This window comes from Limnobacter sp. (assembly GCF_964228395.1).
Taxonomy (GTDB): Bacteria; Pseudomonadota; Gammaproteobacteria; order Burkholderiales; family Burkholderiaceae_B; genus Limnobacter.
Genome location: NZ_CAXQZX010000062.1, coordinates 1 through 22,450 on the forward strand (window position 1 = coordinate 1; position 22,450 = coordinate 22,450).

Here is a 22,450-nt window from a genome sequence, read left to right on the forward strand (position 1 = left end):
TAGCACGGTAGAGGCCTTTGAAAAAGTGAAAGCCGAGCACGGCACCGTGAGTGTGTTGGTGAACAATGCTGGCATTACCCGCGACGGCACGTTTGTAAAAATGAGCCGTGACGATTGGTGACCAAATCCAATGCTGTCCAGGCCACAGCGCCAAACATCAGCTTCAAGGTGGCAGAGCCCTTTTCGTAAAAGCTCACTGCGGTTTCCAGCGATTGGCTCAGCTGGCCGGCGGCCTCGCCAGCCCTTAATACAGCCAGCGTGGAGTCGTCGAACCAGCCCAGCAGTTCCAGGGATTGAACAAAGCCATGGCCTTGGCGCAACGCATTCAGCGACTGATTGAGGGCCACGCGCTGCTCGCCAAGCTCGCCAAGAATCACTTGTTCCAAGGAGCGTTCGGGCGACAAACCCGAACGCACGTTGAACGCAATGGCATGAAGAAACTTTTGTTTATAGCCTCGGCTGACCTTGCCACCAAAGAGTTTCTTCCAAGGGCTTTTGGGAGAAATTTCCAGAATGTCCAGCACCACCCCACCGCGTTCGGCCACGTGCAAAATGGCGTCGCGCTGGCGAGTGGCCGCGATCACCAGCTCGTGCCTGAAGTAACCGGCAAGCCTTTCGTCGGGGCGAGCCGTGGCGTCCAACATTTGGGGTGCCAAATACAACACACGGAAGTTGGAAATGCTCATGCGTCTGCCCCCACGCCCATGGCCAGTCGCACCGTGGGCCAATCGACTACGCCATGCTTGAGCAGCACATCATAGGTTTGCAGTCGGCTGACATGGTGTACACCATGCTCTGCATTCAAATTGCACGGCAACACCAAATCGCCCTGCTTGAAAGCATGTACAAACCTGGCGCGACCATCATCGTTGTCGATCACTTTGAGGGTTTCGTGGGCCACCACACGTCCGCTGTAGCCTGTGCCATTGCACCGAGGGCAACCCACTGCCTTTTTCATACCCGGGCTTGCATTGATCAACCCGCCGGTGGCGCGCTGCATTTGCAAATCACAGTGCTCAAATTCGGGTTCAGAAAGCGGCACTGCACACACACACAAACGGCGAATCAGCCGCTGGTGAATGATCACTTTTAAAAAATGGGCCAGCAAAAACTCGGCGTCATTTCGGTGATGCACATCCACCAAAGACAAAAACCGCTCAGGCACCTGCACCACACCGTTTGCATGCAAGGTGGTAATTACTGTGTGACCGCTCTCAGCAAAAGCCAAGGCGGCACGGGCTGAGTCGGCGTCGCGAATTTCCCCAAATATTAGAATGTCTGGGTCTTGCCTCAAAATGGAGCGCTCCAGTTCAATGGCGCGCTGTTTGATCAAGGCTTGCAGCTGAATTTGCTTGGCAAAGGGAAGAATGTACTCCACCGGGTCTTCCACCGTGATGACGTTCATGCTGTCACGGCGAAAGCCACAGGCCATCGTGTATTGGGTGGTGCTTTTGCCAGAACCTGTCGCACCCGAGATCAACACGATGCCGCCCACTTTGCCGCTTTGCGCGGTGATTCCGCGCACCAGATCAACCATCTCGGGCTGGGCCGGAAACAAAGCGCCCAAGCTGGGCAGCAGCGATGCATCCAGTGCGCGCAGCACCACTGACTCGCCATCCACCAACGGCTGGGTTGAAATTCGAAAATCAACCACACGGCCTTCGTGGTCCAGGGCGATGCGGCCATCCTGCGCGGTTCGGCTATTTGAGGCATCCATGCCCGCTTCAATCTTGATACGAGCCACCAAAGACTGCATCAGCAACTCGGGCAACAAATGCATCTGTCGAATTTGTGAATCCACCCGGTAGGCAATCCAGGCATCGGGGTCGCTTTTTCGGGCCAGGTGAATGTCGCTGGCACGCAGTGACAAGGCCTCTTTGAGTACGGCATACACCAGGCTACGCAGGCGCCCAGCATCCAGGCCATCTTGCTTCATGGCTGCAATCAGCCCGCCCACCGAACCCGATTGTTCAATGCGGTTGAGCACTTCGCTAATTTCTTGCCGGCTGGCCGGCAAAATTTGCAGCACTTTTACCCGGGGAGCCAAAAGCTCCACAATCCGCTTGCGCTGGCTTTCATTCAGTGGCTGCGCGCAACGCAGGTACAAAATGCCTTTGGTGTATTCCAATGGAACACACAAAAATCTTTTGCACAGGTCCAGCGGAATAATTGTTTGTAGCTTGTAGGAATCCGAGATGGACTCCCCCCCCTCTGAAGCATCCGTGGTTTGTTCAAGCGACTCCACACCTACGAAGCGGGAGCGCATGGCAAGCTTGGTGAGCTCTGCTGGGCGCCCTTCGCTACGCAGATGGCTGTGTTGCAGGCGCAGAATGCTGATTTGCCCCTCATCCAAGCCAGCCTGCAACAAATCTTGAGTGCTTGCTTTCATGCCGCCACCTTAGTTTGGGAAACCCGTGCCAAACCCGGGCTGAGATGCCCCGGGAAACCCACCGGCCCCGCCACCACCGGGAAAGCCACCACCCAATCCACCTCCCCCAAAACCACCAGGTGTTCCGCCACCTGCTGGGCCATTGGCGGAGAATGTTCGGCTGCGCAACACGGGAACCAGGTGGTCAAATGCCGGGGTGTCAGGTTCGATCAACTGCGAGTCGCTGGGCACCTGGGGCACGCCGCCATGGCTGGACTCCAATGCACCAAAGTACACATTGGTCCACTGGCCTGCATCGCTTAGCCAATCCACCGACACCTCTTGGCCACTCACCCGCGCCCTGACTGCATAGCCATTGAGGTTCATGGTCTGCCCAACCCTCAAGCGCAATGCGGCGGTTGAGCGCGACACCAAGCGCGGGGCCTCTGCTGCGGCGCTTGCTTGCGCGGCTTGAGGATTGTTGTTGGCCGCTGGCGAACTGGTTCGAACCGCGCCTGCTGCGATGTCGGTTTCCACCCTGCGAAGCACCACAGACCCCTGAACCAATGCAGTGACTTGCATCCCGGAAAACATGGCAACCAAGGGCTGAGGCACCACGGGTGAATTCAGTCGTTGTTGACGAATGTTGAGGTCCTCTTGGGTGATTCTTCGCTCGGCCTGGCGCTGCAATTCCTCGGCATTGTCCGGGCTTGCCGGTGCAGAAGGGGCTCCACCTTGCTGTGCTTGTGTATTGGCTGGCTGCTGCAGCACCGAGGCAGGGCGGATGAGGGGGTTGGCAATATTTTGTTGTGCCGCCGAGCCCATGCCAATGCCCATGAGCAACACCGCCACGCCTATTTTTAACGTACTCATGGTGCCCCCACCAGTTTTGAGATCATTTGAACGGGCTCAGCGGGCGCAGCCAATTGCGTGCTTAAACGCAAGGGCAAGCTGGCCTTGGGTGTGGGGCCAGCCACCGAAGCCACTGGCTCTAGAATGGTGGCGGGCTTTTGCCCCTGAGTTGGCGCTTGCAGCTGCTCTGGCTTTTCTTGGCGCATGCGCTCGGCGCTGGCCACGTCGTCGAACATCAACAGACGCGGCCGTATGGTGATCACGAGTTCGGTTTGCTTGGCACTTTCTGACTTGCTGCGTGTACCCAAACCATTGATGAAATCGTTTTGAGCGCGCGACACGGTGATGCCCCCCAGCAAGATGGTGTCGCCAGGGCGGCAACGCACTTGGGTTTTAAGTTCACGGTCGGCCACCTCGGGCAGATTCAAGTCCACGCCCAATGCCGTGAATTTTTTAAGCGCCAGCAGCTCGGTGATAGAAATATTGATGCGCGTGTAAATGGTGGCGTCGTGGGTTTCGCCGGTGAGCGACACTTCCAAGCCAGTGCGGAGGTTTTGTGTATCTGCCGTAGACTGCGCCACACCATTGACAATTTGTGAGCCCACCCGCGATACAAAAGTGGTGGACTGGCCCACGCGAATGTTGCCGTTGCTACCATTCATCAAGCCAATTTTGGGTTGGCTGAGCGTTTTGACATCGCCTTGGGTTTTTAAAAAATCAATTAAAAAATTGGCAGAGAAATTCTCGCCAAAAATCAGCGTCTCTATGCCCGTGCCGGTGCGTGAAAGCTGGGTAATTCGATCGGCCACACTGGAGGCTCCACCCAGGCTGGAATCTTGCGCAGTGTTTAAACCAGTGCCTTGTTTGTATTGCTCCCAACGCACCCCCATGTTGGCGCTGTCATTGAGGTCCACTTGCAGCACATTCATGTCGTACACGATCAGTGAACGGGTGGCGCGGGCGCGGTCCAGGTAGGCCTGAATGTCTTGCAAGGCTCGACGGTTGGCCCGGAACACCAGCGAGCGATTGATTCGATCTAGGTACACATCGCGCGCACCCAAATACTGCATGGTGTTGGTGATGCCTGCCATGCTGTCCTCGTTGATCACTGGTGGCATGGTGACCACAAACTGCTGCTCGGGCATGATGCGCAACACACCCGTGTCGCTCACCGTCCAAAAAAAGCCCATGATTTCACCGAGCTTGTTCATGACCTCGGGCAAACTGCCGCTTAAATTATTCAAGGTCACCACGCCATAGCGTGAGGCAGCATCGGCCCCACCCTCAAAACTAAGGGGCACATTGGTGTTATCAAAAATGATCTGCAGCACATCAAACAAGCCACGCTCGGTGACTGACAAAGCATTCACCTGCCGGTCAGGAAGCACGCCCTGAGATGCTTGCGGCCTGACCCAGAACGTATCGGAGGGCAAACGCTCAATGGGCAGGGTGAGTTGGGAGGCGGTTTGGTTGGCCACATTGATTTCAGGCGTTTTGATTTTGTCTTTGAACGCCTGCGTGTCCACCCAAGGGCGCAAAGGCGCACAGGCAGAAAGCGCAGACAGTAACGCCGCGTAAACACCAATTTTCCTGGTGCGTGTTGCGGTGCTAGATTTGGCTTGTGACACCATGCTCCCCTTCCAACCTTGTTACTCGGTAGGGTTGAGTATCCGCAAGTTAACCGGCTAACACATCCCTCGAAGGAGTCAGCCATTTCACCCCACCTGTTTGTGGTATCAAGGTAGGGTTAGCCGTTTTAAAACAGGAGGACACAATGAAAGCCATCAAACTTCAAGCCTTGCTGCTGGGTGCCAGCTTGGGCCTGGCCTTTGGCCCAACTGCCAGTGCGCAAGAAGCCGTAGCCGCTGTGCGCATGCACACGCAAGACATCACCTCCAAGGTGGTCTACCACATCAACGATACCGATGGCCAAGCCCTTAGCGCCTTACGCAACTTGCGCAACCACCTGGATGTGGCTCCAAAGACCACCATCATCGTCGTGAACCACTCCACAGGCGTGGATTACCTGATGGAAGGCGCCAAGCATGAAAAAACCGGTACAGCCTATGCGCCTTTGGTGAACGCTTTGAGCGCGCGCGGGGTTCGATTCGAGATTTGCGAGATCACCCTGAAAAACCGCAATTTGAAGCGGGATCAGTTCATTCTGGACGCGGAGTTCACTCCCTCAGGGGTGGTGCGCATTGCCGACCTTCAAACCCAACAGGGTTTTGCTTACATCAAACCATAATTGGGGCCTAACCCCACGCACCCACTCATGACCCAAGCCAGCTCGTATAAGCCTGTTTCCCCGCTCACCGTGTTGTGGTGCGGGGCTTTTATCATGACCATTTCGCTGGGCATTCGGCACTCATTCGGGCTGTTTTTGCAACCCATGAGTGTGAGCAATGAATGGGGCCGCGAGGTGTTTGCCTTTTCAATTGCCTTGCAAAACCTGGTGTGGGGCCTGGCGCAACCTTTCGTTGGGCGGCTGGCCGATCGCTTTGGCGCTGCGCTTACGATGATTGGCGGTGCGGTGCTCTACACCGTGGGCTTGTACCTGATGGCAGACGCCCAAACCCCCAGCATGCTTACTTTCAGTGCCGGCATATTGATTGGTTTGGGTTTGAGCGGCACCACATTCCCTGTGGTGTTTGGAGCGGTTAGCCGCGCCATGCCCCCCGAAAAGCGCAGCATGGCCATGGGCATTTCCATGGCCTTGGGCTCACTGGGGCAGTTTGCCTTTTTGCCCGGCGGTTTGTATTTAATCAACCGCATGGGCTGGTCATCCGCCCTGGTGGTGTTGGCCTGTTTTGCCAGCCTCATCGCCTTATTGGCCTACCCTTTGCTTAAGCGCAAATTAAAGCCGGGCAAAGGCATGACCCCTGCGGCAACAACACCCCAACCCAGCACAGTGGCCACGGCAGCCGTGGCCAGCCAGCCCCCCGAGCAAGGCATGTGGGCCGCCTTGGGCGAGGCCCTGAAGCACAAGGCGTTTTTAATGCTGAGCGTGGGTTACTTTGTGTGCGGGTTTCAGATTATTTTCATCAACATTCACCTGCCAAGCTATATTCAAGACCAAGGCATTTCTGCCAGCGCGGGCAGCGCAGCGCTGGCCTTGATCGGGCTCTTCAATATTTTAGGCAGTTACCTTGCAGGCCTGCTGGGTGGCAAGTTCCGCAAACCCATGGTGCTGAGCGCCATTTATGGCCTACGGGGCGTGTTGGTGATTGCCTTTGTGTTGTTGCCTTTGAGCGAGTGGAGCGTTTACCTGTTTGCGGCAGGCATGGGTGTGTTGTGGTTGTCTACTGTGCCGCTCACCACGGGCACCGTGTCAAGCATGTTTGGCGTAAACAACCTGGCCATGCTGGGTGGTTTGGTGTTTTTGTTTCACCAATTGGGCGCGTTTGTGGGTGGCTGGGCCGGCGGCTGGCTTTACGACACCACGGGCAGCTACACCATTGCCTGGTGGGTGTGCGTGGCTTTGAGTGTGCTGGCTGCTTTGATAAACTGGCCCATTAAGGAACAAAGCGCCAAACCCCAACATGCCATTGCACCAGCCACCTAAACATGATCCACAGGCCACCGCAGGCAAACCACTGATGCCTGCCTGGGTGGCCGTGCTGCTGGTGTTGGCGACGTTGCTGGCGGGCAGCGCTTACTTCAGCCCTGACATGCGGGCGGTGTTTGCGGCAGCTTGGGCGGCCTGTTTTTAATACGCATGTGTACTAAGCAAAAAAACCAAACACCCAAGGAATGAGCACAGCCCCTAAAATGCCATGCAAGCCCATGCCCAAGCTGGCGTAGCGCCCAGCCTCCGGGTTCACTGAAAACGCGCGCGCCGTGCCAATGCCATGCGCGGCCAGCCCCAAGGTAAAGCCGCGCACCCACCAACGCTTCAAACCCATGGCATTGAAAAGCGGCGTAACCACCGCCGCGCCCAGAATACCCGTCACAATGGCAAACAGTGCGGTGAGCGTGGGCGATGCCCCCACCCGCTCACTGACCCCCATGGCGATGGGCGCGGTGACCGACTTGGCCCACAGGCTTTGAATAATATCCAGGTCAGCCCCAAGCAAATGGGCGGTGCCCAGTGCGCTGGCAATAGAAAGCCCTCCCCCCACCAACAACACCACGCTCAGCAAGGCCAGGGTGCGCAAGGCCTGACCCTTGACGGCCGTTAAGCCTTGGTAAATGGGCACAGCCAAAGCCACCGTGGCCGTACCCAACAGAAAGTGCACGAACTGCGCACCTTCAAAGTATTGCTGGTAGTTCAAGCCTGTGACTTGCAAAAAAATGGCCAGCAGTGCCACGGCAATGAGCACCGGGTTGGCAAAAGGAAGTTGGCCGGTTTTTTTGTAACACCACAGGCCCACTTGGTAGGCCAACAAAGTGAGGAACAGGGATGTTAGGGGGTTGCCACTAAGGTAAACCCAAATTTCTGGCAGGTCGGCCAGTGCGCGGGGCGAATTGTTCATGGGTGTTGTCCAGGCTCGTCACTTTGAGTCACCGAGCCGGGCATAAAACGCGCCGCCAGACGATCTAGCAAGTAAGCGGACCCAGCCAGGGTGAACACCACGCTCACCAGCAAGGTGAGCAGAATCACCAAGCCGTACTGGGCCAACACTGGCCAAAACACCACCACCCCCACCGCCGCTGGCACAAACAGCAAACCCAAATTGGAGGTAAACACATTCGCCGTGCCGGCAATGCCCTCGGGCACCCCTTTATTGATCACAAAAAACAAAAGCAAGGCAATTAAACCCAGAACCGGGCCCGGGATGAGGGGCAAAAATGCAAAGCTGAGCAACTCGCCCAGAGCCTGGAATGCCAACAAGATGGTGAGGGATTTAAGCATGTAACCTCGGGAGTTTTTGGATCATGACGTTTACATAGTCAACCCATGTTTGGCATGGACGTTACAATGAAACACACATGCAAACCGTTTGAGAATAACACTTGAGGACGATGCTCATGAAATTTGCTACACCTTCTGCGCTGGCCCTGGCTTTGCTGGCTGCCGGCTGCGCCAATGTAATTCAACAACCCCAGGCCCCCGCGCAACCAGCGCCAGGCTCACCCGTGGCCGTGGCTGGCTGCCCAATCGCGCCCGAGCGCAAGGTGGACCACACCAAAACTGCCATCGGCACCGCTGTGGGCGCCATTGGTGGTGCCATTGTTGGCAACAGCATTGACGGCAAAGACACCGTGCGTGGCGCTGCTCTGGGTGGGCTGTTTGGTTATTTGGTGGGCAGCCAAATTGCAGTGCGCGAACAACGCGACGGCTCGGTGATGCTGGACATTCCCGGAGCCGCTTTGTTTGACACCAATAAAACCGCCATTAAGCCCCAGTTTGCGGGCACATTGGACCAAATTGCGGCCACCCTGCGCGACAACCCCAATACGATTGTGTGCGTGATTGGTTACACCGACAGTGTGGGCAGCGATGAGTATAACCAGGATTTGTCAGTGCGCCGTGCGCAGTCTGTGACCAGCTTCCTGACCGGCAAGGGCATCTCCCCTTCTCGCTTAACCGCAGCCGGTTTGGGTGAGCGCTTCCCGGTGGCCAGCAATGACACAGAGGCAGGCCGTGCGCAAAACCGCCGCGTTGAAATGTACGTGCGCAATTAACACAGCGTTTACAGGCGTAAAAAAACCCGGTTGAGCAATCAACCGGGTTTTTTGTTGCCTGAACCGAAACGGCTTAGGCTGCAGGTTTGTCGCGCAACTCGCGGCGCAAAATTTTACCCACGGGCGTTTTGGGCAGTTCGTCGCGGAATTCCACAAACGACGGAATTTTGTAGCCAGTGAGGTTTTGACGGCAATGCGCGATCAAATCTTCCTTGGTGATGTTGGGGTCTTTTTTCACCACCACCAATTTTACTTTTTCGCCGGTCACTGGGTCAGGCACGCCCACCACGCCGCATTCCAACACGCCTGGGTGCTGAGCCACCACGTCTTCAATCTCGTTGGGGAACACATTAAAGCCGCTGACGATGATCATGTCTTTCTTGCGATCCACAATCTTCAAGAAACCTTTTTCGTCCATGATGCCAATGTCACCCGTGGCCAACCAACCATCTTTGTCGATGGTCTTGGCGGTTTCTTCAGGGCGGTTTAGGTAGCCTTTCATCACTTGCGGGCCTTTGACGCAAATTTCACCCACGTCACCCACACCACCCCACAAGCCATTGTCCAGCTTCAGGCGCACATCGGTGCCAGGAATGGGCATGCCCACGTTGCCGCGGAAGGCTGGGGGCTGTTCGCCGTGCAGAGGGGGCACAGTGACCACTGGGGAAGTTTCGGTCATGCCGAAGCCTTCAGAAATGGCGCAACCCGTGACCTTGTACCAACGCTCGGCGATGGGCTGCTGCAGGGCCATACCGCCAGACATGGTGAACTTCAGCTTCGAGAAATCGCGTGCACAGAATTCTGCGTTGTTCAAGAACGCGTTGAACAAAGTGTTCACGCCAGTGATCACGTGGAACTCTTCTTTGCGCAGCACTTTCATCACGGTGCCCACATCGCGTGGGTTGGCGATCAGGATGTTGCGCGCACCAAAGGTCATGAACAACATGCAGTTCACAGCCAAAGCGTAGATGTGGTAGAGCGGCAGCATGGTGACCACGGTGATGGGGTCTTTGCCGATGGCTTCGCTCATCCAGGCCAAGCCCTGCTCCATGTTGCTCATCAGGTTGCGCTGGGTCAACATGGCGCCTTTGGACACACCTGTGGTGCCGCCGGTGTATTGCAGCAAGGCCACGTCGTCCAGCGTGGGGTTGGGCTGGTCAAAGCCCACGCCCTTGCCAGCGGCCAAGGCCTTTTTAAGAGGCACAGCCTGTGGCAGGTTGTATGCGGGCACCATCTTCTTGATTTTGCGCATCACGAAGTTAATGATCCAACCCTTCAGGCCACCCAGCAGGTCGCCCAACTGGGTAATCACGATGTTTTTAACCTTGGTGCCTTCCAGTGCGTTTTGCAGCGTATTGCCAAAGTTCTCGAACACCACAATGGTGGTGGCGCCAGAATCTTTGAGTTGGTGATTCAATTCGCGCACGGTGTACAGCGGGTTCACATTGGTCAGCGTGCAGCCCAACTTCATGGCGCCTACAAAACACACGGGGAACTGCACACAGTTGGGCAGCATGATGGCCACCACGTCGCCCGGCTTTACGCCAACACTCTTTAAATAACCTGCAAACTGGTCCGACAGGTCGTCCACCTGCCGGTAGGTGAATTCAGTGCCAGCGGTTACAAACGCAGGGCGGTCTGCAAACTTTTTCAGGCTTTCGTTAACCAACTGCAGCATGCTGGTGTAGCGCAGCGGGGGCATGTCGGCAGACACGCCCGGAGGGTAGTGTTTGGTCCAGTACCTTGACTCAAACAGCTCTTGGGCCTCTTTGCTTACAAAGCCGTTGAACTGGTCTGGCGATACGTTGGGGGCGTCTTCTGGACGTGCTGACATGTGATGTATCTCCTGTAAACCGAGCCTGCGGCCATGGAGAATGCCATGCGAACTGGCGCTGTGCTGTCTCCCCGGGCCAGGCATTTTTAAATGCTCGATATTTATTGGTGTTGTATAAGACTTCCGGCAAATCTAACGATAACACTCTTGCGCAAGTTTTGGTAAGAATCACGTAAGATGCGCAAAATTATCGGCAACTCACCCCGATTTACCAAGCTTTTGCAACTTGGATTTGCGGGGTAGCATCCGAAAATTTACAGCAGCAAAGCGCCGAGCAAACCACCCATACCGTGTTTTGGGTGACCTGAAAACTAAGCCAGCAAGCCGCGGGCTTTCACTTCCGCCCGGCTTAACACCGGCGTCACGCACGCGTCCACCTTGGCAAACACCTGCTCCCAATGCGCCAAAGGCTGAGAGGCAATCAAGGCCTGCATATTGGCCAGCATTTCTTTGGCCTGAGGGGTGCCAGGCATGGCGCCCCGGCTCCAGTGCACGGCGCTCCATTCGGGCTTGCCCATGGCTTCGCAAGCGGCCTTCCAAAACTTGTGCTCTAGCGAGCCCACTGCCAGGTGCCGTTGATCGGCGGTTTGGTAGACGTTGTAGCAGGCCAGGCCACCACTGAGCAGATCGTCTTGATGGCGAGCCGGCTTGCCGGTGAGCATGGTCCACATTTGCTCCATGCTCTCGGGCATGATGTTTTGCTTCCACAGGTTGTGGGTCATCGAGATGTCAAGGAAGCTGCCCTGCCCCGTGCGTTGGGCCTTCAGCAATGCAGCCAAAATGCCCTGCACGGCGTACGCCGTTCCGCCCAACAAATCCCCAAACTGCACGGCTGGCACCGGAATGTCCCCCTGTGCTGTTTGCAAACCATGCAGCACACCACTTAAGGCCATGTAATTGATGTCGTGCCCAGCTTTTTCGGCCAAAAGGCCTTCTTGCCCGTAACCGGTGATGCAGCACATCACCAAGCGAGGGTTGAGCTGGCGCAAGGTGTCGTATCCACACCCCATGTCGGCCATCACGCCGGGGCGAAAGCCGTCCACCACCACATCGGCTTTCGCCGCGTACTCCTTGAGCACCTGTATGCCCTCGGGGCTGCGGAAATCGGCGGAGACAATTGTTTTTTTGCTGTTCAAGGCTTGGTAAAGCATGGGCATGCTTTTGGCGTCGTCGCCATGCGGGGGTTCGAGCTTGATGACGGTTGCACCCATTTGCTGCAGGGCCAGGGTAGTGGCCGGGCCAGGCAAGTTGCGTGACAAATCGAGTATGGTGATGCCCTCTAGCAGGGTGGGGTCATGGATGGGGGCCAAGGGTTTGCTCCTGTTTATACCAAACATTTGTTCGAATTGTATATCACGCAGGTAACCCAGGATACGCAATAAGGGAACCGATATTCCAGTTTATGACCCTCAGTGGGGTTGACAACCAATATCGCTATGCCATGCCCAACGTAGCCGCAACAGTTAGCTCACCGTCTCACCCTGCGGATCCTGCCGAAATACCACACACCTCAAACAGCGCTGGACGAAGCGACACGCCACAGACCCCAGAGGCAATCCTGGCGGCCATCCAGCATCCAAACCTGAGCAAGTACCTGATCAACACCGAAAACCAAAGTATTGGCTACGAGCTCGCACTGCAGCAATTCCAACGGAGCGATGAATTCAAATCTTTTGCCCAGGAAATGATCGATTGCTTAAAACGTTTGCAAGCCGGGAAATACAGCGGAATCGAGCACAAAGGCTATAGCACGCTAATTAATGAACTTGAACTTGTTGAACCCAAAGGGGGCACCGTGAGGCACAGTGCGCCCACTTTGTTACCACTGTATGAAGATGCCTGTTTATCACTAAGGCACATCGACACACTGCTTCGGTATGCCCACCAAAACCCAAAGCATGTGCCTGTCAATGCGGCTAGTTTATGCATACCTATTCTTCAAAACCTCGAGGCTGAGCTGGACATTTGCGGCCCTGGGTTGATTCAAAAAACCAAAGAGATCGCAACCTCCCTGAAGCATGCGCTGTTCCCTCCCAAACTACCAGAGCGGGTCGAAACAATGAGGTTTGTAACAGCCCAACAGGCAATCCGCGAAGTGGTAGCAGATTTATTTAAATCAAACCGGTACTACGCTGTTAATGAAGTTCACATGGTTAAAACCTGGATGGACGAGCTTGCACCGCAACTGGGGCTTCAAGCCCAAAAGTTTGATGATGTTTATGCGAGCAAGCAAACATATTTTGATTCTGTGCCCATGCATATAAGAAACAAAGCATTTGAAAAAATTCGGCAGTTGGTGAGCATACCCAACACATTGGGCGCTATCGCGCAAGAAGGCCTTGACCTTGCCGGTCAGGAGTTAGCCAAACTCACACCCGCCCAGCAAGCTTCTTTCAAGGATGCCGTGGAGTTGGTTTTGCCCAAATTAGCCAATGCGTTTGGTGAAGTAAAACCAAACGTGATATTCAGATTGAACGACACCTTTACGCCCGAGATACACACCAACCCCACGCTTTTGGTTGTGCATCTTTTAAACACACTTAAAGCCGATCGTGAACTTCAAACCAGGGGACCAGAGTGGCGTGTTGCGCGATTTGCATTAAACGCGACGGGCTCTGACCAGCTTTGTCAATGGGGGCCATGGACATGGATCGAAGAAGGCCCCCCGAACAAGCGCATAGCGGAGCTACTCACTCTGGATGCAGTCACCGAAGACCAGATCAACCATGCGTGTACTCAACTGAAAGGGGCAAACGTTCAGAACTTCTTGGTTGAGTTACTGCGCAACCAACCGGAATTCGAAGACACTTTCAACTACGCCCTTGGCAACGACTTACCTGACCAGTTAATGGTTTCGGCGGCTTTTATCTGCGCACACAGCGGGATGGCTGATGCGCAAAAAATGTTGGCTGCGCTTGAGCCATTTGTCCAAAACTTCACAGTTTCAGCGCGATCGCTTTTGGCTGCCTCCGCTGTGATGCGCCTTGAGCAGCCACAACAAATCATCGAGGCTTTTGAACAAATCCATGAGCTAGGTCACCCCAACCTTCAATACACCAGCCTTCAAAACACCTTGCTAAGTGACATACTGGGTGATTGCAACCCCAAGCTGCGGACCCACTTGCTGGGTATGCCAAACCCCAACAATCAACTCGTGAACGACGCCTACCAACAGTGCATATTCAATAACCGAGGGGACGTGCTCACAGAATTGCTTGACCATCTGCCGGGCAGTGCTGAAGCTGCACAGAACGTCGCCACCCGTTTGATTCAAGAACAGGCAGAATCAATCAACAACAAGGGAGTGTTGGATGCAATTCTTAAATATTCACCAAGATTGAACGAGGAAGTTGAGGACTCATACAACGCTTTAGAATTCTGGCTTAGCGAAAAAAATGATGAACAGGCTCTTCAAATGCTAAATGCATGGATAGCCGCGGGTTTGGGAGACTACGAAAACCACTTTGGTGAACACCCCATTGAACTGGCAGCCGCTGGCCTGAAAATCAATACGCTTAACAAAATGCTGAATAGCCCAGAGTTATTTCCTCTGCAGGCAAGGAAAGGTTTGCTTGATCATGCCTTGTGGCTTGCAATCAGCAACAAAGAGTACAACAGCATCAACACAAGGGATCAAACCGACATTTGCCGCATGCTGCTGCAAAAGGGAGCGAACCCCAACGGCGAAGCACAACGCAGACCACTTTTAGAAGTGATCAAAGGCCACCACAGCGAGACTCACAAAATAAGGCTAATCGAGCTTTTGCTGGAACATGGCGCTACACATGTGACCGACCACCTGGGTCACAGTGCCGTTGACTATTGCGGCAGCTTGCTTTTGAATAAGACACTCGCAAAACTGCTGGAGCACGCAAGTGTATTTAAACCTAGCAAAGTTTGCTTGGAAAATTTGGTGATGTGCCGCTACACCCCCATGCATTTGGAACCACGCGAGGCCAATGAACACCGCATTCAGGCTCAACTTGAAATGCTCAAACAGCTTGAACCCTTCGGACTAAACTTGCACATTGAAGTTCAGAACAACAAAACTGCACTCGAATTGGCGATAGATCACGGCAACCACGACTTTGCAATTCGCGCATTGGCGCTAGACAAAAGCTTGGATGCCTTGGGTGCTGATGGTTTGAACAAATTACATCACGCGGTGATCAACAACAAATTGGGTGTAGTCAGAGTGTTAGTGGGTGCAGGTGCAAATGTAAATGCGAAAAGCAGCTTGGCACATGCCAGAAAAACACCCTTGCATTATGCCCGGCGCAACGCCAATCTCGACATGATTCAGTTGCTGTTTAGCCTGGGGGCAGACCCCAAAATACGGGACGCAAAATTAAGAAGGGCGCAGGACTACAATCCTGCGCCCCGAGCTCGGCGTTAAGCCCCTAGCGAGGGTTATGCCACCACGCGCAGCTTTTCAGCTTGCGCTGGTTTGCTTGCCGCGTGGGCCACATTGGGCACATTGGCACACTCAAAACCCGGCGCATAGGTCACCGAGTTGTCGCCAAAGAACTGCTGCGGCGTAAACTCATCGACCATGATCGCTTCAAGGCTTAAGCGGTTGGCACGATCGAGCAGCTTTTTATCGTCTGCTGTAATAATGCCTTTGGCCAGAGCGGCCTCAGCCATGTCTTGCACGCTGCCTTTTTCGATCATCTTGGCGCGGCGGGCGTTCAAAATTTTGGCTTGCACCACATCGGCCTCTTGCACAGCCATGAAGGCGGCCATCAGGCGCTTCACACCATGGGTTGCGGCCAAAGCCTCATCGCTGTCCAACTCAGCCAGGTTGATTTTTGGCAAAGGCAAATCGCCCAGAATACGCGCCGACTGCGCATCGGTTTTGGTGATGGTCTTGGCCACCACAGGCACGAGTCGATCACGGCGTGCGCCGGTGAGTGGGCTCATGCGCAAGCCGAAGTAACCCACGGTGCGCATCCACTTGCCCAACAGGTTGTTACCAAAATTGGCGTAAATGGATTCAAACGCACGCTGCACTTTTTCAAGTGAGTATTCAAGCGCATATTGAACAATTGGCAGGTCTTCTTTCTGCTCGCCCTCGGCCACATAACGACGCACGGTCGAGATGGCCATTAACTGCCATGCCAAGGCGTCAGCAAAGTGGCCTGTGAGCTGCTGGCGGGCTTTCAACTTGCCGCCCACGTTGATGAGCGCCATGTCGGTGAGGTAGGCGTAGCGGGTGGAGGCCCAAGCCAACTTTTTCAAGTAGGGCGATACGCCTTCGATGTTTGGCACACTGGCGATTGCACCGCGTGTGGCGGTCATGCCAATCAAGCGCAAAGTATTGCCCACCATGTGGCCAATCCAGCCTTTCAGCGCACTGCTGAACGTCGGCAGGTCGTTGGCTTCCAAAGCATTGGCAATCTTGAACGCATAGGGGTGACAACGCACCGCCCCCTGCCCGAAGGTGATCAGGCTGCGCGTCATGATGTTGGCGCCTTCCACCGTAATGGCCACGGGGGCTGAACAGTAACCACGACCGATGATGTTGTTGGGGCCCTGCATCACGCCTGCACCGGCCATCACGTCCATGGCGTTTTTGGCCTGCTCACGAGACAGCTCAGTGAGGTAGGCTTTCCACACGGCTGACACCACAGGGGGCTGCTCGCCGTTGTCCAACGCGCTCAAGGCATAAATGCGAGAGCCCTCGGCCAGGTAAGCCATGGCTGCAATTTCGGCCAACTTTTCTTGGATGCCTTCCATCTCGGCAATGGGCATGCCAAATTGTTGGCGCACTTTGGCGTAGGCGCCCGCAGCGGCAGCAGCGGCACGCATGCCACCCACTGCGCCGGCTGGCAGCGAAACAGCGCGGCCACCGGCCAACTGTTCCATCAGCATGCGCCAGCCTTGGCCTGCACACTCTTTGCCGCCAATGATTTCGTCGGCGTCGATCACCACGTCTTTGCCCACAATCGGGCCGTTGTAAAACGCATCACCAATGGGCTGGTGGTGCTTGCCCATTTCCAGGCCTGGCGTGCCACGGTGTACCAAGGCCACGGTGATGCCGGGCTCTGCGCCCTTGCCCAACAGGTTGTCGGGGTCTTGCAGTTTAAAGGCCAGTGAAATGAGGTTGGCCACTGGCGCCAGGGTAATGTAGCGCTTGCGGAAATTCAGCTTGATCTGAACCTTGCCTTCAGCGTTTTTAAACACCAGGCCACGGGCCAGAATCGACGCAGCATCCGAACCCGCAGTCGGTTCGGTAAGGCCGAAACAAGGCAGGTAGTCGCCATTGGCCAAACGCGGCAGGTAGTGGTCTTTTTGGGCCTGAGTGCCGTAGTGCTTGATCAACTCAGCCGCGCCCAAGCTGTTGGGAATCACCACCAGCGTGGACAGCAATGGGCTGTAGCTGGTGAGCATGGCCATGATGGTCGAAATGGCGTTGGCAGAAAACTCCAGACCACCGTAGGCCTGAGGAATCAGGAAAGAATAAAACCCGTTTTTGGCCATGAAGTCGATGGCCGCCTGAGGGATGCGACGGGTGGTGGCCACCTCGTGCGGATCAAACAAGGTGCACAACTCTTGCACAGGGCCATCTACAAACGCACGTTCGCGTGGGCTAAGTTGGCTGTAGGGCTCGGCAAACATTTTGGCAAAGTCGGGTTTGCCAGAGAACACTTGCCCGTCAATCCACACTGTGCCAGCTTCCAGCGCCTGGCGCTCGGTGGCAGAAATTTGTGGCATGGCCTTGGCCTTGATGAGGCCGTTCATGATGGTTTTGAATACCATGGTACTGCTCCTGTTATTCAGTGATTTAGTTCAAAGTGTCTTCAAGCTTTTTGCCCTGGGCAGCCAGCTCTTTCAAAATGGGCGCAGGCTGGAAACGCTCGCCATACTTGGCAGCCAGCTCTTCACACCGCGCCACGAACTGGGGCAGGCCCTTGGCATTGATGAACTGCAGCATGCCTCCGGTGAAGGGCGCAAAACCCAATCCAAAAATAGAACCGATGTTGCCATCGGCCACGGTACGCAACACCTTTTCGCCCAGGCACTTGGCGGCCTCATTGGCCTGGATGTACATGAGGCGGTCTTGAATTTCCTGGGCGCTTGGCTGCACCGGGGCCAGGGGGAATTCCTGCTGCAAACCTGGCCACAGGGTTTTGCCCGTGGGCGTGTAGTCGTAATAGCCCGCGTTGGCTTTTTTGCCCACGCGGCCGTGCTTTTCGGCAATGGTGCGCATGACCTTGGAGCCAGGGTGCTCGGGGAATTTTTGCCCAGCGGCTTCCATGTCTTTGCGGGTTTGGTTCTCGATCAAAATCGAGAGGCTTAGGCTGACTTCATCGTGAATGGCCAAGGGAGGCATGGGCATGCCGGCTTCTACACCCGCCATTTCGATGCTGCGCGGGTGCACCCCTTCGGCCACCATGGCAGCACCTTCCATCAGGTAGGTGCCAAACACTCGGCTGGTGAAGAAGCCCCGGCTGTCGTTCACCACAATCGGGGTTTTGCCGATTTGCTGAACATAGTCAAAGCCCTTGGCCAGGGTGTCGTCATCGGTTTGCTTGCCGCAGATAATCTCCACCAAGGGCATTTTGTCCACGGGGCTGAAAAAGTGCAGACCAATGAACTGATTGGGGCGCTTGGAGGCTTCGGCCAGGCTGGTGATGGGCAGGGTGGAAGTGTTGGATGCAAACACAGCGGTGGCTGGAATCACGGCCTCCGCCTTGGCGGTTACATCGGCTTTCACACCGCGGTCTTCAAACACGGCTTCAATCACCAGGTCCACACCCTGCAACAGGCTGTAATCGGTGGTGGGGGTAATCAGGCTGAGAAGCTTTTCCTTTTTCTCGGGTGTGCTCTTTTTCTTGGCGATGGCTTTGTCCAAGAGGTTGGTGGAGTAGGCTTTGCCCTTCTCTGCCGCTTCCTGGCTTGCATCGATCAGCACCACTTCAATGCCCACCTTCGCACTCACATAGGCAATGCCGGCACCCATCATGCCAGCCCCAAGCACACCAATCTTTTTGACGCTGCTCTTGGCGGGGCCTTGCGGGCGACTCTGGCCTTTTTTGATGGCGTTGAGCTGGTACCACAGGGTGTTCATCATGTTCTTGCTTTCTTGCGAAATCACGCAGGCGGCAAAAAAGCGGCTTTCGGTTTTCAGGCCGGTGTCAATGTCGGTCAAGCCGCCTTCAAACACGCAGCTCATGATGTGACCAATGGCGGGGTAGTTGCCAAAAGCTTTTTGGTTGGCAATCGATGGCCCAATGGCCCACACCTGCGCAATGGCGGGGTGCTTGGAGTCCCCACCTGGAAACTTAAAGCCCTTTTGGTCCCAAGGCTGTTGCACCTTGGGGTTGGCCACGCACCAGGCGCGCGCCTTGGCGATCATGTCGTCGATGCTGTCGGCGGTGTCGTTGATGATGCCCTTTTTAACGGCCTGCTCCACACGCAGCTCGGTGCCCTGGGTCATCATTTCAAGCGCGGCTTGAATGCCAATGATGCGGGGCAAGCGTTGTGTGCCGCCACCGCCGGGCAACAGGCCCAATTTCACCTCGGGCAAGCCAAATTTTGCCTTGGGGTTGTTCAGTGCGATGCGGTGGTTACAGGCCAGCGCCAATTCTAAGCCACCCCCCAGGGCGGTGCCGTTTAGGGCACACACCATGGGCTTTTCGCACTTTTCCATGCGGCGCAGCAGGGTTTTAAAGGCTTCGGCCAGCTCGTAAGCCTCTTCGGGTTTGGTGATGGCATACACCTTGTCGAGGTCGGCGCCCGCTAAAAACTCGGCCTTGCCAGAGGTGAGCACCACGCCCTTCACGGCAGCATCGGTCTCTATGCGTGTGAGCACCTCGGCAAAAGGGCCCATCAGTTCTTCATTCAATACATTCATGGAACGGCCGGGCATGTCCAGTGTGACCACTGCAACGCCATCCTGGCCGAGTTCAAATTTCACTGCACTCATGTGTGTTCTCCTTCGGCCTGTTATACGCGTTCGATGATGGTGGCAATGCCCATGCCGCCGCCCACGCACAGCGTGGCGCAACCCAGGGTTTTGTCTTGCCGCTCCAGCTCATCCAGCAAAGTGCCCAAAATAATTGCCCCGGTTGCGCCCAGCGGGTGCCCCATGGCAATCGAACCACCGTTTACGTTCACGCGATCCAGGCTCACGCCGAGGTTGCGCGCGGTTTGCATGGGCACCACGGCAAAGGCCTCGTTGATTTCCCAAAGATCAATGTCAGACGCCTGCAGACCAGCTTTGCGCAAGGCCTTTTGGCAGGCGGGTGTTGGGCCTGTCAGCATGATGGTGGGCTCAGATCCAATCACCGCTGCGGCACGAATACGTGCACGGGGCTTTAGGCCCGCGGCCTTGCCGGCAGACTCTGACCCCACCAGCACCAAGGCAGCACCGTCCACAATGCCAGAGCTGTTGCCGGCGTGGTGCACATGGTTAATGGATTCGATGGTGGTGTATTTGCGCAAGGCGGTGGAGTCAAATCCCATTTGACCCATCATGGTGAACGAGGGCTGCAGGCTGCCCAAGCTTTCAGTGGTGGTGTTGCCGCGAATCAGTTCATCATGATCCAGCATGACCATGCCATTGAGGTCACGCACGGGCACGCGGCTTTTGTTAAAACGGCCTTCGGCTTGCGCTTTGGCCGCGCGGCGCTGGCTTTCTGCGGCGTAGGCGTCAACATCAGCGCGAGAAAAACCCTCAAGCGTGGCAATCAGGTCTGCAGAAATACCCTGGGGGACGAAACCCAGCTTGTTGTTGATGCGGGGGTCCATGAACCAGGCACCGCCATCGCTGCCCATGGCCCAGCGGCTCATGCTTTCTACACCACCGGCCACCACCATGTCTTCCAGCCCGCTGCCCACTTTGGCGGCAGCCAGGTTGACAGACTCAAGGCCCGAGGCACAGAAACGGCTTTGGGTTACGCCGGCCACAGTTTCGGCCCAGCCTGCGTCCAATACGGCAGTGCGGGCAATGTCCGCGCCCTGTTCGCCCACTGGAGTGACACAGCCCAGCACCACATCATCCACCAGGCTGGTGTCGAGTTGATTACGCTGCTGCAAGGCCGTGAACAGATTGTTCAACAGCCACACCGGTGTTGCACCGTGCAGGCTTCCGTCTTTTTTGCCCTTGCCCCGAGGGGTTCTAACTGTGTCGAAAATCAGTGCCGATGGCATCTGTGCCTCCTGGATTATTCTAAAACGGTAAGCAAAATTACCGTTTGTGACGTGGATCGTTCACAGTCCAGAATGGCAATGTGCAAATGCACAATCAACCCAACAAGTTACTTTAGAGTAGCACCTCTATGAATATAGTAATTTCAATTACCGAATCTGCCTGTGGCATAAAGACCTAAGCTTGTTTGCCAGGGCGATAAGGCGAACCTTCGTCATGCATAAAAAAACGATCCTGAATGGCGGGCTGCAAACCGAGGTCTTTGGCCGCCCTCAACAGCAGGTAATCGCGTGTCCACAGGCTGGTGCCCGGGCTCACCAACACCGAAGCCAAAAGGTGGATGTCCACATACCCCAGCCCCAAACCATGCAAACTGCGCAATCGCACCAACTGCAATACCTCTTGAGGCGAAGCCACTACGATTTGCTCCAGATCTCCCATGAGCTTTAGAACCCGCTCACGGTCCTGAAGATTGGACAGCGCCAACTCACCCAAAATAAACGGGTGCATCACCACCTCGCCCTCGTGGAGCAAACGCATGAGCTGTGGCTCGGCGTGGTGAAAATGATCCACCCACACCTGCGTATCGACCAGCACCCTCACGGCTGCCACTGCCTGCGAGGAATGGTTTGCAAATTGGGCTCGCTGCCGCCGAGTAATGCCAGGCGCCGGGCACTTTCGCGCTGAATAAGCGCCCGCAAGGCCTCGCGCAGCAGCTCGGCCCGCTCGTCCACGCCTGTAAGTTGGCGGGCTTTGTGGAGTAATTCGTCATCGAGGGTGACGGTGGTTCGCATGCCATGGTCCTTGTGCAGATGGATTGGGCAAACTTAGCATCTGCACGCGCACCATTTGATGCACGGCTTGAAACATGCAAAAAGTAGGTCCGGTCACGGCCAAGCAAGCTACACTTTCGGCCATGAACAAAGACACCCCCACCGCCAACCCCAAAGACATGCGCAAAGCCACGCTTGAACGCGTGGAAAAGGCTGTGCTTGATCTGTTTACCACGCGCGACTTCAACAGCGTGGCCTTGATTGAAATTGCGCGAAGCGCCAATGTGAGCCTGCAAACCATTTACAAATACTTTGGCAGCAAAGAGCAACTGGTGGCTTATGTGCTGGACAGCACGCTTAGCCGACTGGCCAATCGCATGATTGATCACCTGGAGGGCATTGAGGACTATCGCGAGCGTTTGCGCAAAACCTTGTGGGTGATGCTGGATTATTTTGACCGTCACCCCAAAGTCATTTTGCTGCTCACGGTGTCTATTCCAGCAAGCCGCTACCGGGACCTGCCTGTTTACGAAAGCCCCGAACTGATGGGGGCCTTTTTGGGCATGCTCAAGGACGGGCAAAGCAAAGGGGTGCTCAACAACGCCGTGTCCAGCAAGGTTTTGCTTGATGTGTTCATGGGTATTTTTGGCAGAGTAGTGCAAATGCATTTTTTGCGCAAAGAGCCTGACCGGCTGACCGACCAGTTTGAATCGCTTTTTGGGGTGGTGTGGGGCGCGCTAAAAGCCCAATAGGGGTCGCAAGACCTGGTTGGCGGCTCAGCTTTGCTGCGTGTTGAACCCTGTGAGCAAAAAGTGCCACTCAAAGGCGTGTATTCACGCCCA

Annotated in this window: 18 protein-coding genes and 1 pseudogene; 6 read left to right on the top strand and 13 right to left on the bottom strand. The window is 55.6% G+C overall.

Annotation, left to right across the window (positions count from 1 at the left end; all coding sequences use genetic code 11):
* Positions 1-118, top strand: a pseudogene (locus ACEQU8_RS04975) (SDR family NAD(P)-dependent oxidoreductase); the annotation flags it as partial.
* Here ACEQU8_RS04975 and ACEQU8_RS04980 read toward each other — a convergent pair.
* From ACEQU8_RS04980 to ACEQU8_RS04995, 4 genes are read right to left on the bottom strand one after another with little or no spacing between them, the layout of a single operon-like run.
* Positions 75-686, bottom strand: coding sequence for a type II secretion system F family protein (locus ACEQU8_RS04980; protein WP_370261942.1), 612 nt, complete (start codon positions 684-686; stop codon positions 75-77). The pseudogene ACEQU8_RS04975 and the gene ACEQU8_RS04980 sit on opposite strands and share 44 nt — an antisense overlap.
* Positions 683-2,389, bottom strand: a complete 1,707-nt coding sequence (locus ACEQU8_RS04985; RefSeq protein WP_370261943.1) for a GspE/PulE family protein — start codon at positions 2,387-2,389, stop codon at positions 683-685. The genes ACEQU8_RS04980 and ACEQU8_RS04985 overlap by 4 nt, the downstream gene beginning before the upstream one ends.
* Before the next feature lie 9 nt (positions 2,390-2,398).
* Entirely contained in the window at positions 2,399-3,241 is an 843-nt protein-coding gene (locus ACEQU8_RS04990) for a hypothetical protein (protein ID WP_370261944.1), read from the bottom strand.
* Positions 3,238-4,851 (bottom strand): type II secretion system protein GspD, encoded by a 1,614-nt coding sequence (locus ACEQU8_RS04995; RefSeq protein ID WP_370261945.1) that lies wholly within the window; start codon positions 4,849-4,851, stop codon positions 3,238-3,240. Before ACEQU8_RS04995 ends, ACEQU8_RS04990 begins: the two co-directional genes overlap by 4 nt.
* A gap of 242 nt (positions 4,852-5,093) precedes the next feature.
* Here ACEQU8_RS04995 and ACEQU8_RS05000 point away from each other — a divergent pair, with 242 nt between their 5' ends.
* Together ACEQU8_RS05000 and ACEQU8_RS05005 are read left to right on the top strand one after the other, a co-directional pair.
* The gene (locus ACEQU8_RS05000) at positions 5,094-5,468 is read left to right on the top strand and encodes a DsrE family protein (RefSeq protein ID WP_370261981.1); all 375 of its coding nucleotides are present in this window, start codon (positions 5,094-5,096) and stop codon (positions 5,466-5,468) included.
* A 27-nt stretch (positions 5,469-5,495) separates the two neighbouring features.
* A complete protein-coding gene (locus ACEQU8_RS05005) occupies positions 5,496-6,785 on the top strand; it encodes an MFS transporter (RefSeq protein ID WP_370261947.1) in 1,290 nt (429 codons plus the stop codon).
* A gap of 160 nt (positions 6,786-6,945) precedes the next feature.
* Here the strand turns inward: ACEQU8_RS05005 and ACEQU8_RS05010 are convergent, their stop codons facing one another.
* Together ACEQU8_RS05010 and ACEQU8_RS05015 are read right to left on the bottom strand one after the other, a co-directional pair.
* The gene (locus ACEQU8_RS05010; RefSeq protein WP_370261948.1) at positions 6,946-7,695 is read right to left on the bottom strand and encodes an LrgB family protein; all 750 of its coding nucleotides are present in this window, start codon (positions 7,693-7,695) and stop codon (positions 6,946-6,948) included.
* Complete coding sequence (locus ACEQU8_RS05015; protein WP_370261950.1) at positions 7,692-8,075, bottom strand: CidA/LrgA family protein; 384 nt, start codon at positions 8,073-8,075, stop codon at positions 7,692-7,694. The genes ACEQU8_RS05010 and ACEQU8_RS05015 overlap by 4 nt, the downstream gene beginning before the upstream one ends.
* A 116-nt stretch (positions 8,076-8,191) precedes the next feature.
* Between ACEQU8_RS05015 and ACEQU8_RS05020 the strand changes: the two genes are divergently transcribed.
* Positions 8,192-8,848 carry an OmpA family protein gene (locus ACEQU8_RS05020; RefSeq protein WP_370261952.1) on the top strand — a complete coding sequence of 219 codons (657 nt, stop codon included), beginning with the start codon at positions 8,192-8,194 and terminating at the stop codon, positions 8,846-8,848.
* A 73-nt stretch (positions 8,849-8,921) separates the two neighbouring features.
* On the opposite strand, the gene ACEQU8_RS05025 is transcribed toward ACEQU8_RS05020, so the two are convergent.
* Both ACEQU8_RS05025 and ACEQU8_RS05030 read right to left on the bottom strand, forming a co-directional pair.
* Positions 8,922-10,682: an AMP-binding protein gene (locus ACEQU8_RS05025; protein WP_370261954.1), complete on the bottom strand. Its 1,761-nt coding sequence runs from the start codon at positions 10,680-10,682 to the stop codon at positions 8,922-8,924.
* 311 nt (positions 10,683-10,993) lie between these two features.
* Complete coding sequence (locus ACEQU8_RS05030) at positions 10,994-11,992, bottom strand: CaiB/BaiF CoA transferase family protein (RefSeq protein ID WP_370261955.1); 999 nt, start codon at positions 11,990-11,992, stop codon at positions 10,994-10,996.
* A 92-nt stretch (positions 11,993-12,084) separates the two neighbouring features.
* On the opposite strand from ACEQU8_RS05030, the gene ACEQU8_RS05035 reads away from it, so the two are divergent.
* Complete coding sequence (locus tag ACEQU8_RS05035; protein WP_372521228.1) at positions 12,085-15,078, top strand: ankyrin repeat domain-containing protein; 2,994 nt, start codon at positions 12,085-12,087, stop codon at positions 15,076-15,078.
* A gap of 14 nt (positions 15,079-15,092) precedes the next feature.
* On the opposite strand, the gene ACEQU8_RS05040 is transcribed toward ACEQU8_RS05035, so the two are convergent.
* The 5 genes from ACEQU8_RS05040 to ACEQU8_RS05060 all read right to left on the bottom strand — a co-directional run bounded on the left by ACEQU8_RS05040 (position 15,093) and on the right by ACEQU8_RS05060 (position 21,629).
* Complete coding sequence (locus tag ACEQU8_RS05040) at positions 15,093-17,441, bottom strand: acyl-CoA dehydrogenase (protein WP_370261958.1); 2,349 nt, start codon at positions 17,439-17,441, stop codon at positions 15,093-15,095.
* 25 nt (positions 17,442-17,466) lie between these two features.
* Positions 17,467-19,611, bottom strand: a complete 2,145-nt coding sequence (locus tag ACEQU8_RS05045; RefSeq protein ID WP_370261959.1) for a 3-hydroxyacyl-CoA dehydrogenase NAD-binding domain-containing protein — start codon at positions 19,609-19,611, stop codon at positions 17,467-17,469.
* A gap of 20 nt (positions 19,612-19,631) precedes the next feature.
* Positions 19,632-20,837, bottom strand: coding sequence for an acetyl-CoA C-acetyltransferase (locus tag ACEQU8_RS05050; protein WP_370261960.1), 1,206 nt, complete (start codon positions 20,835-20,837; stop codon positions 19,632-19,634).
* Between the two features lie 175 nt (positions 20,838-21,012).
* Positions 21,013-21,438: a type II toxin-antitoxin system VapC family toxin gene (locus ACEQU8_RS05055; protein ID WP_370261962.1), complete on the bottom strand. Its 426-nt coding sequence runs from the start codon at positions 21,436-21,438 to the stop codon at positions 21,013-21,015.
* A complete protein-coding gene (locus ACEQU8_RS05060; protein WP_370261964.1) occupies positions 21,435-21,629 on the bottom strand; it encodes a type II toxin-antitoxin system VapB family antitoxin in 195 nt (64 codons plus the stop codon). Before ACEQU8_RS05060 ends, ACEQU8_RS05055 begins: the two co-directional genes overlap by 4 nt.
* 74 nt (positions 21,630-21,703) lie before the next feature.
* On the opposite strand from ACEQU8_RS05060, the gene ACEQU8_RS05065 reads away from it, so the two are divergent.
* Positions 21,704-22,360, top strand: a complete 657-nt coding sequence (locus ACEQU8_RS05065; RefSeq protein WP_370261966.1) for a TetR/AcrR family transcriptional regulator — start codon at positions 21,704-21,706, stop codon at positions 22,358-22,360.
* Positions 22,361-22,450: the final 90 nt, after the last annotated feature.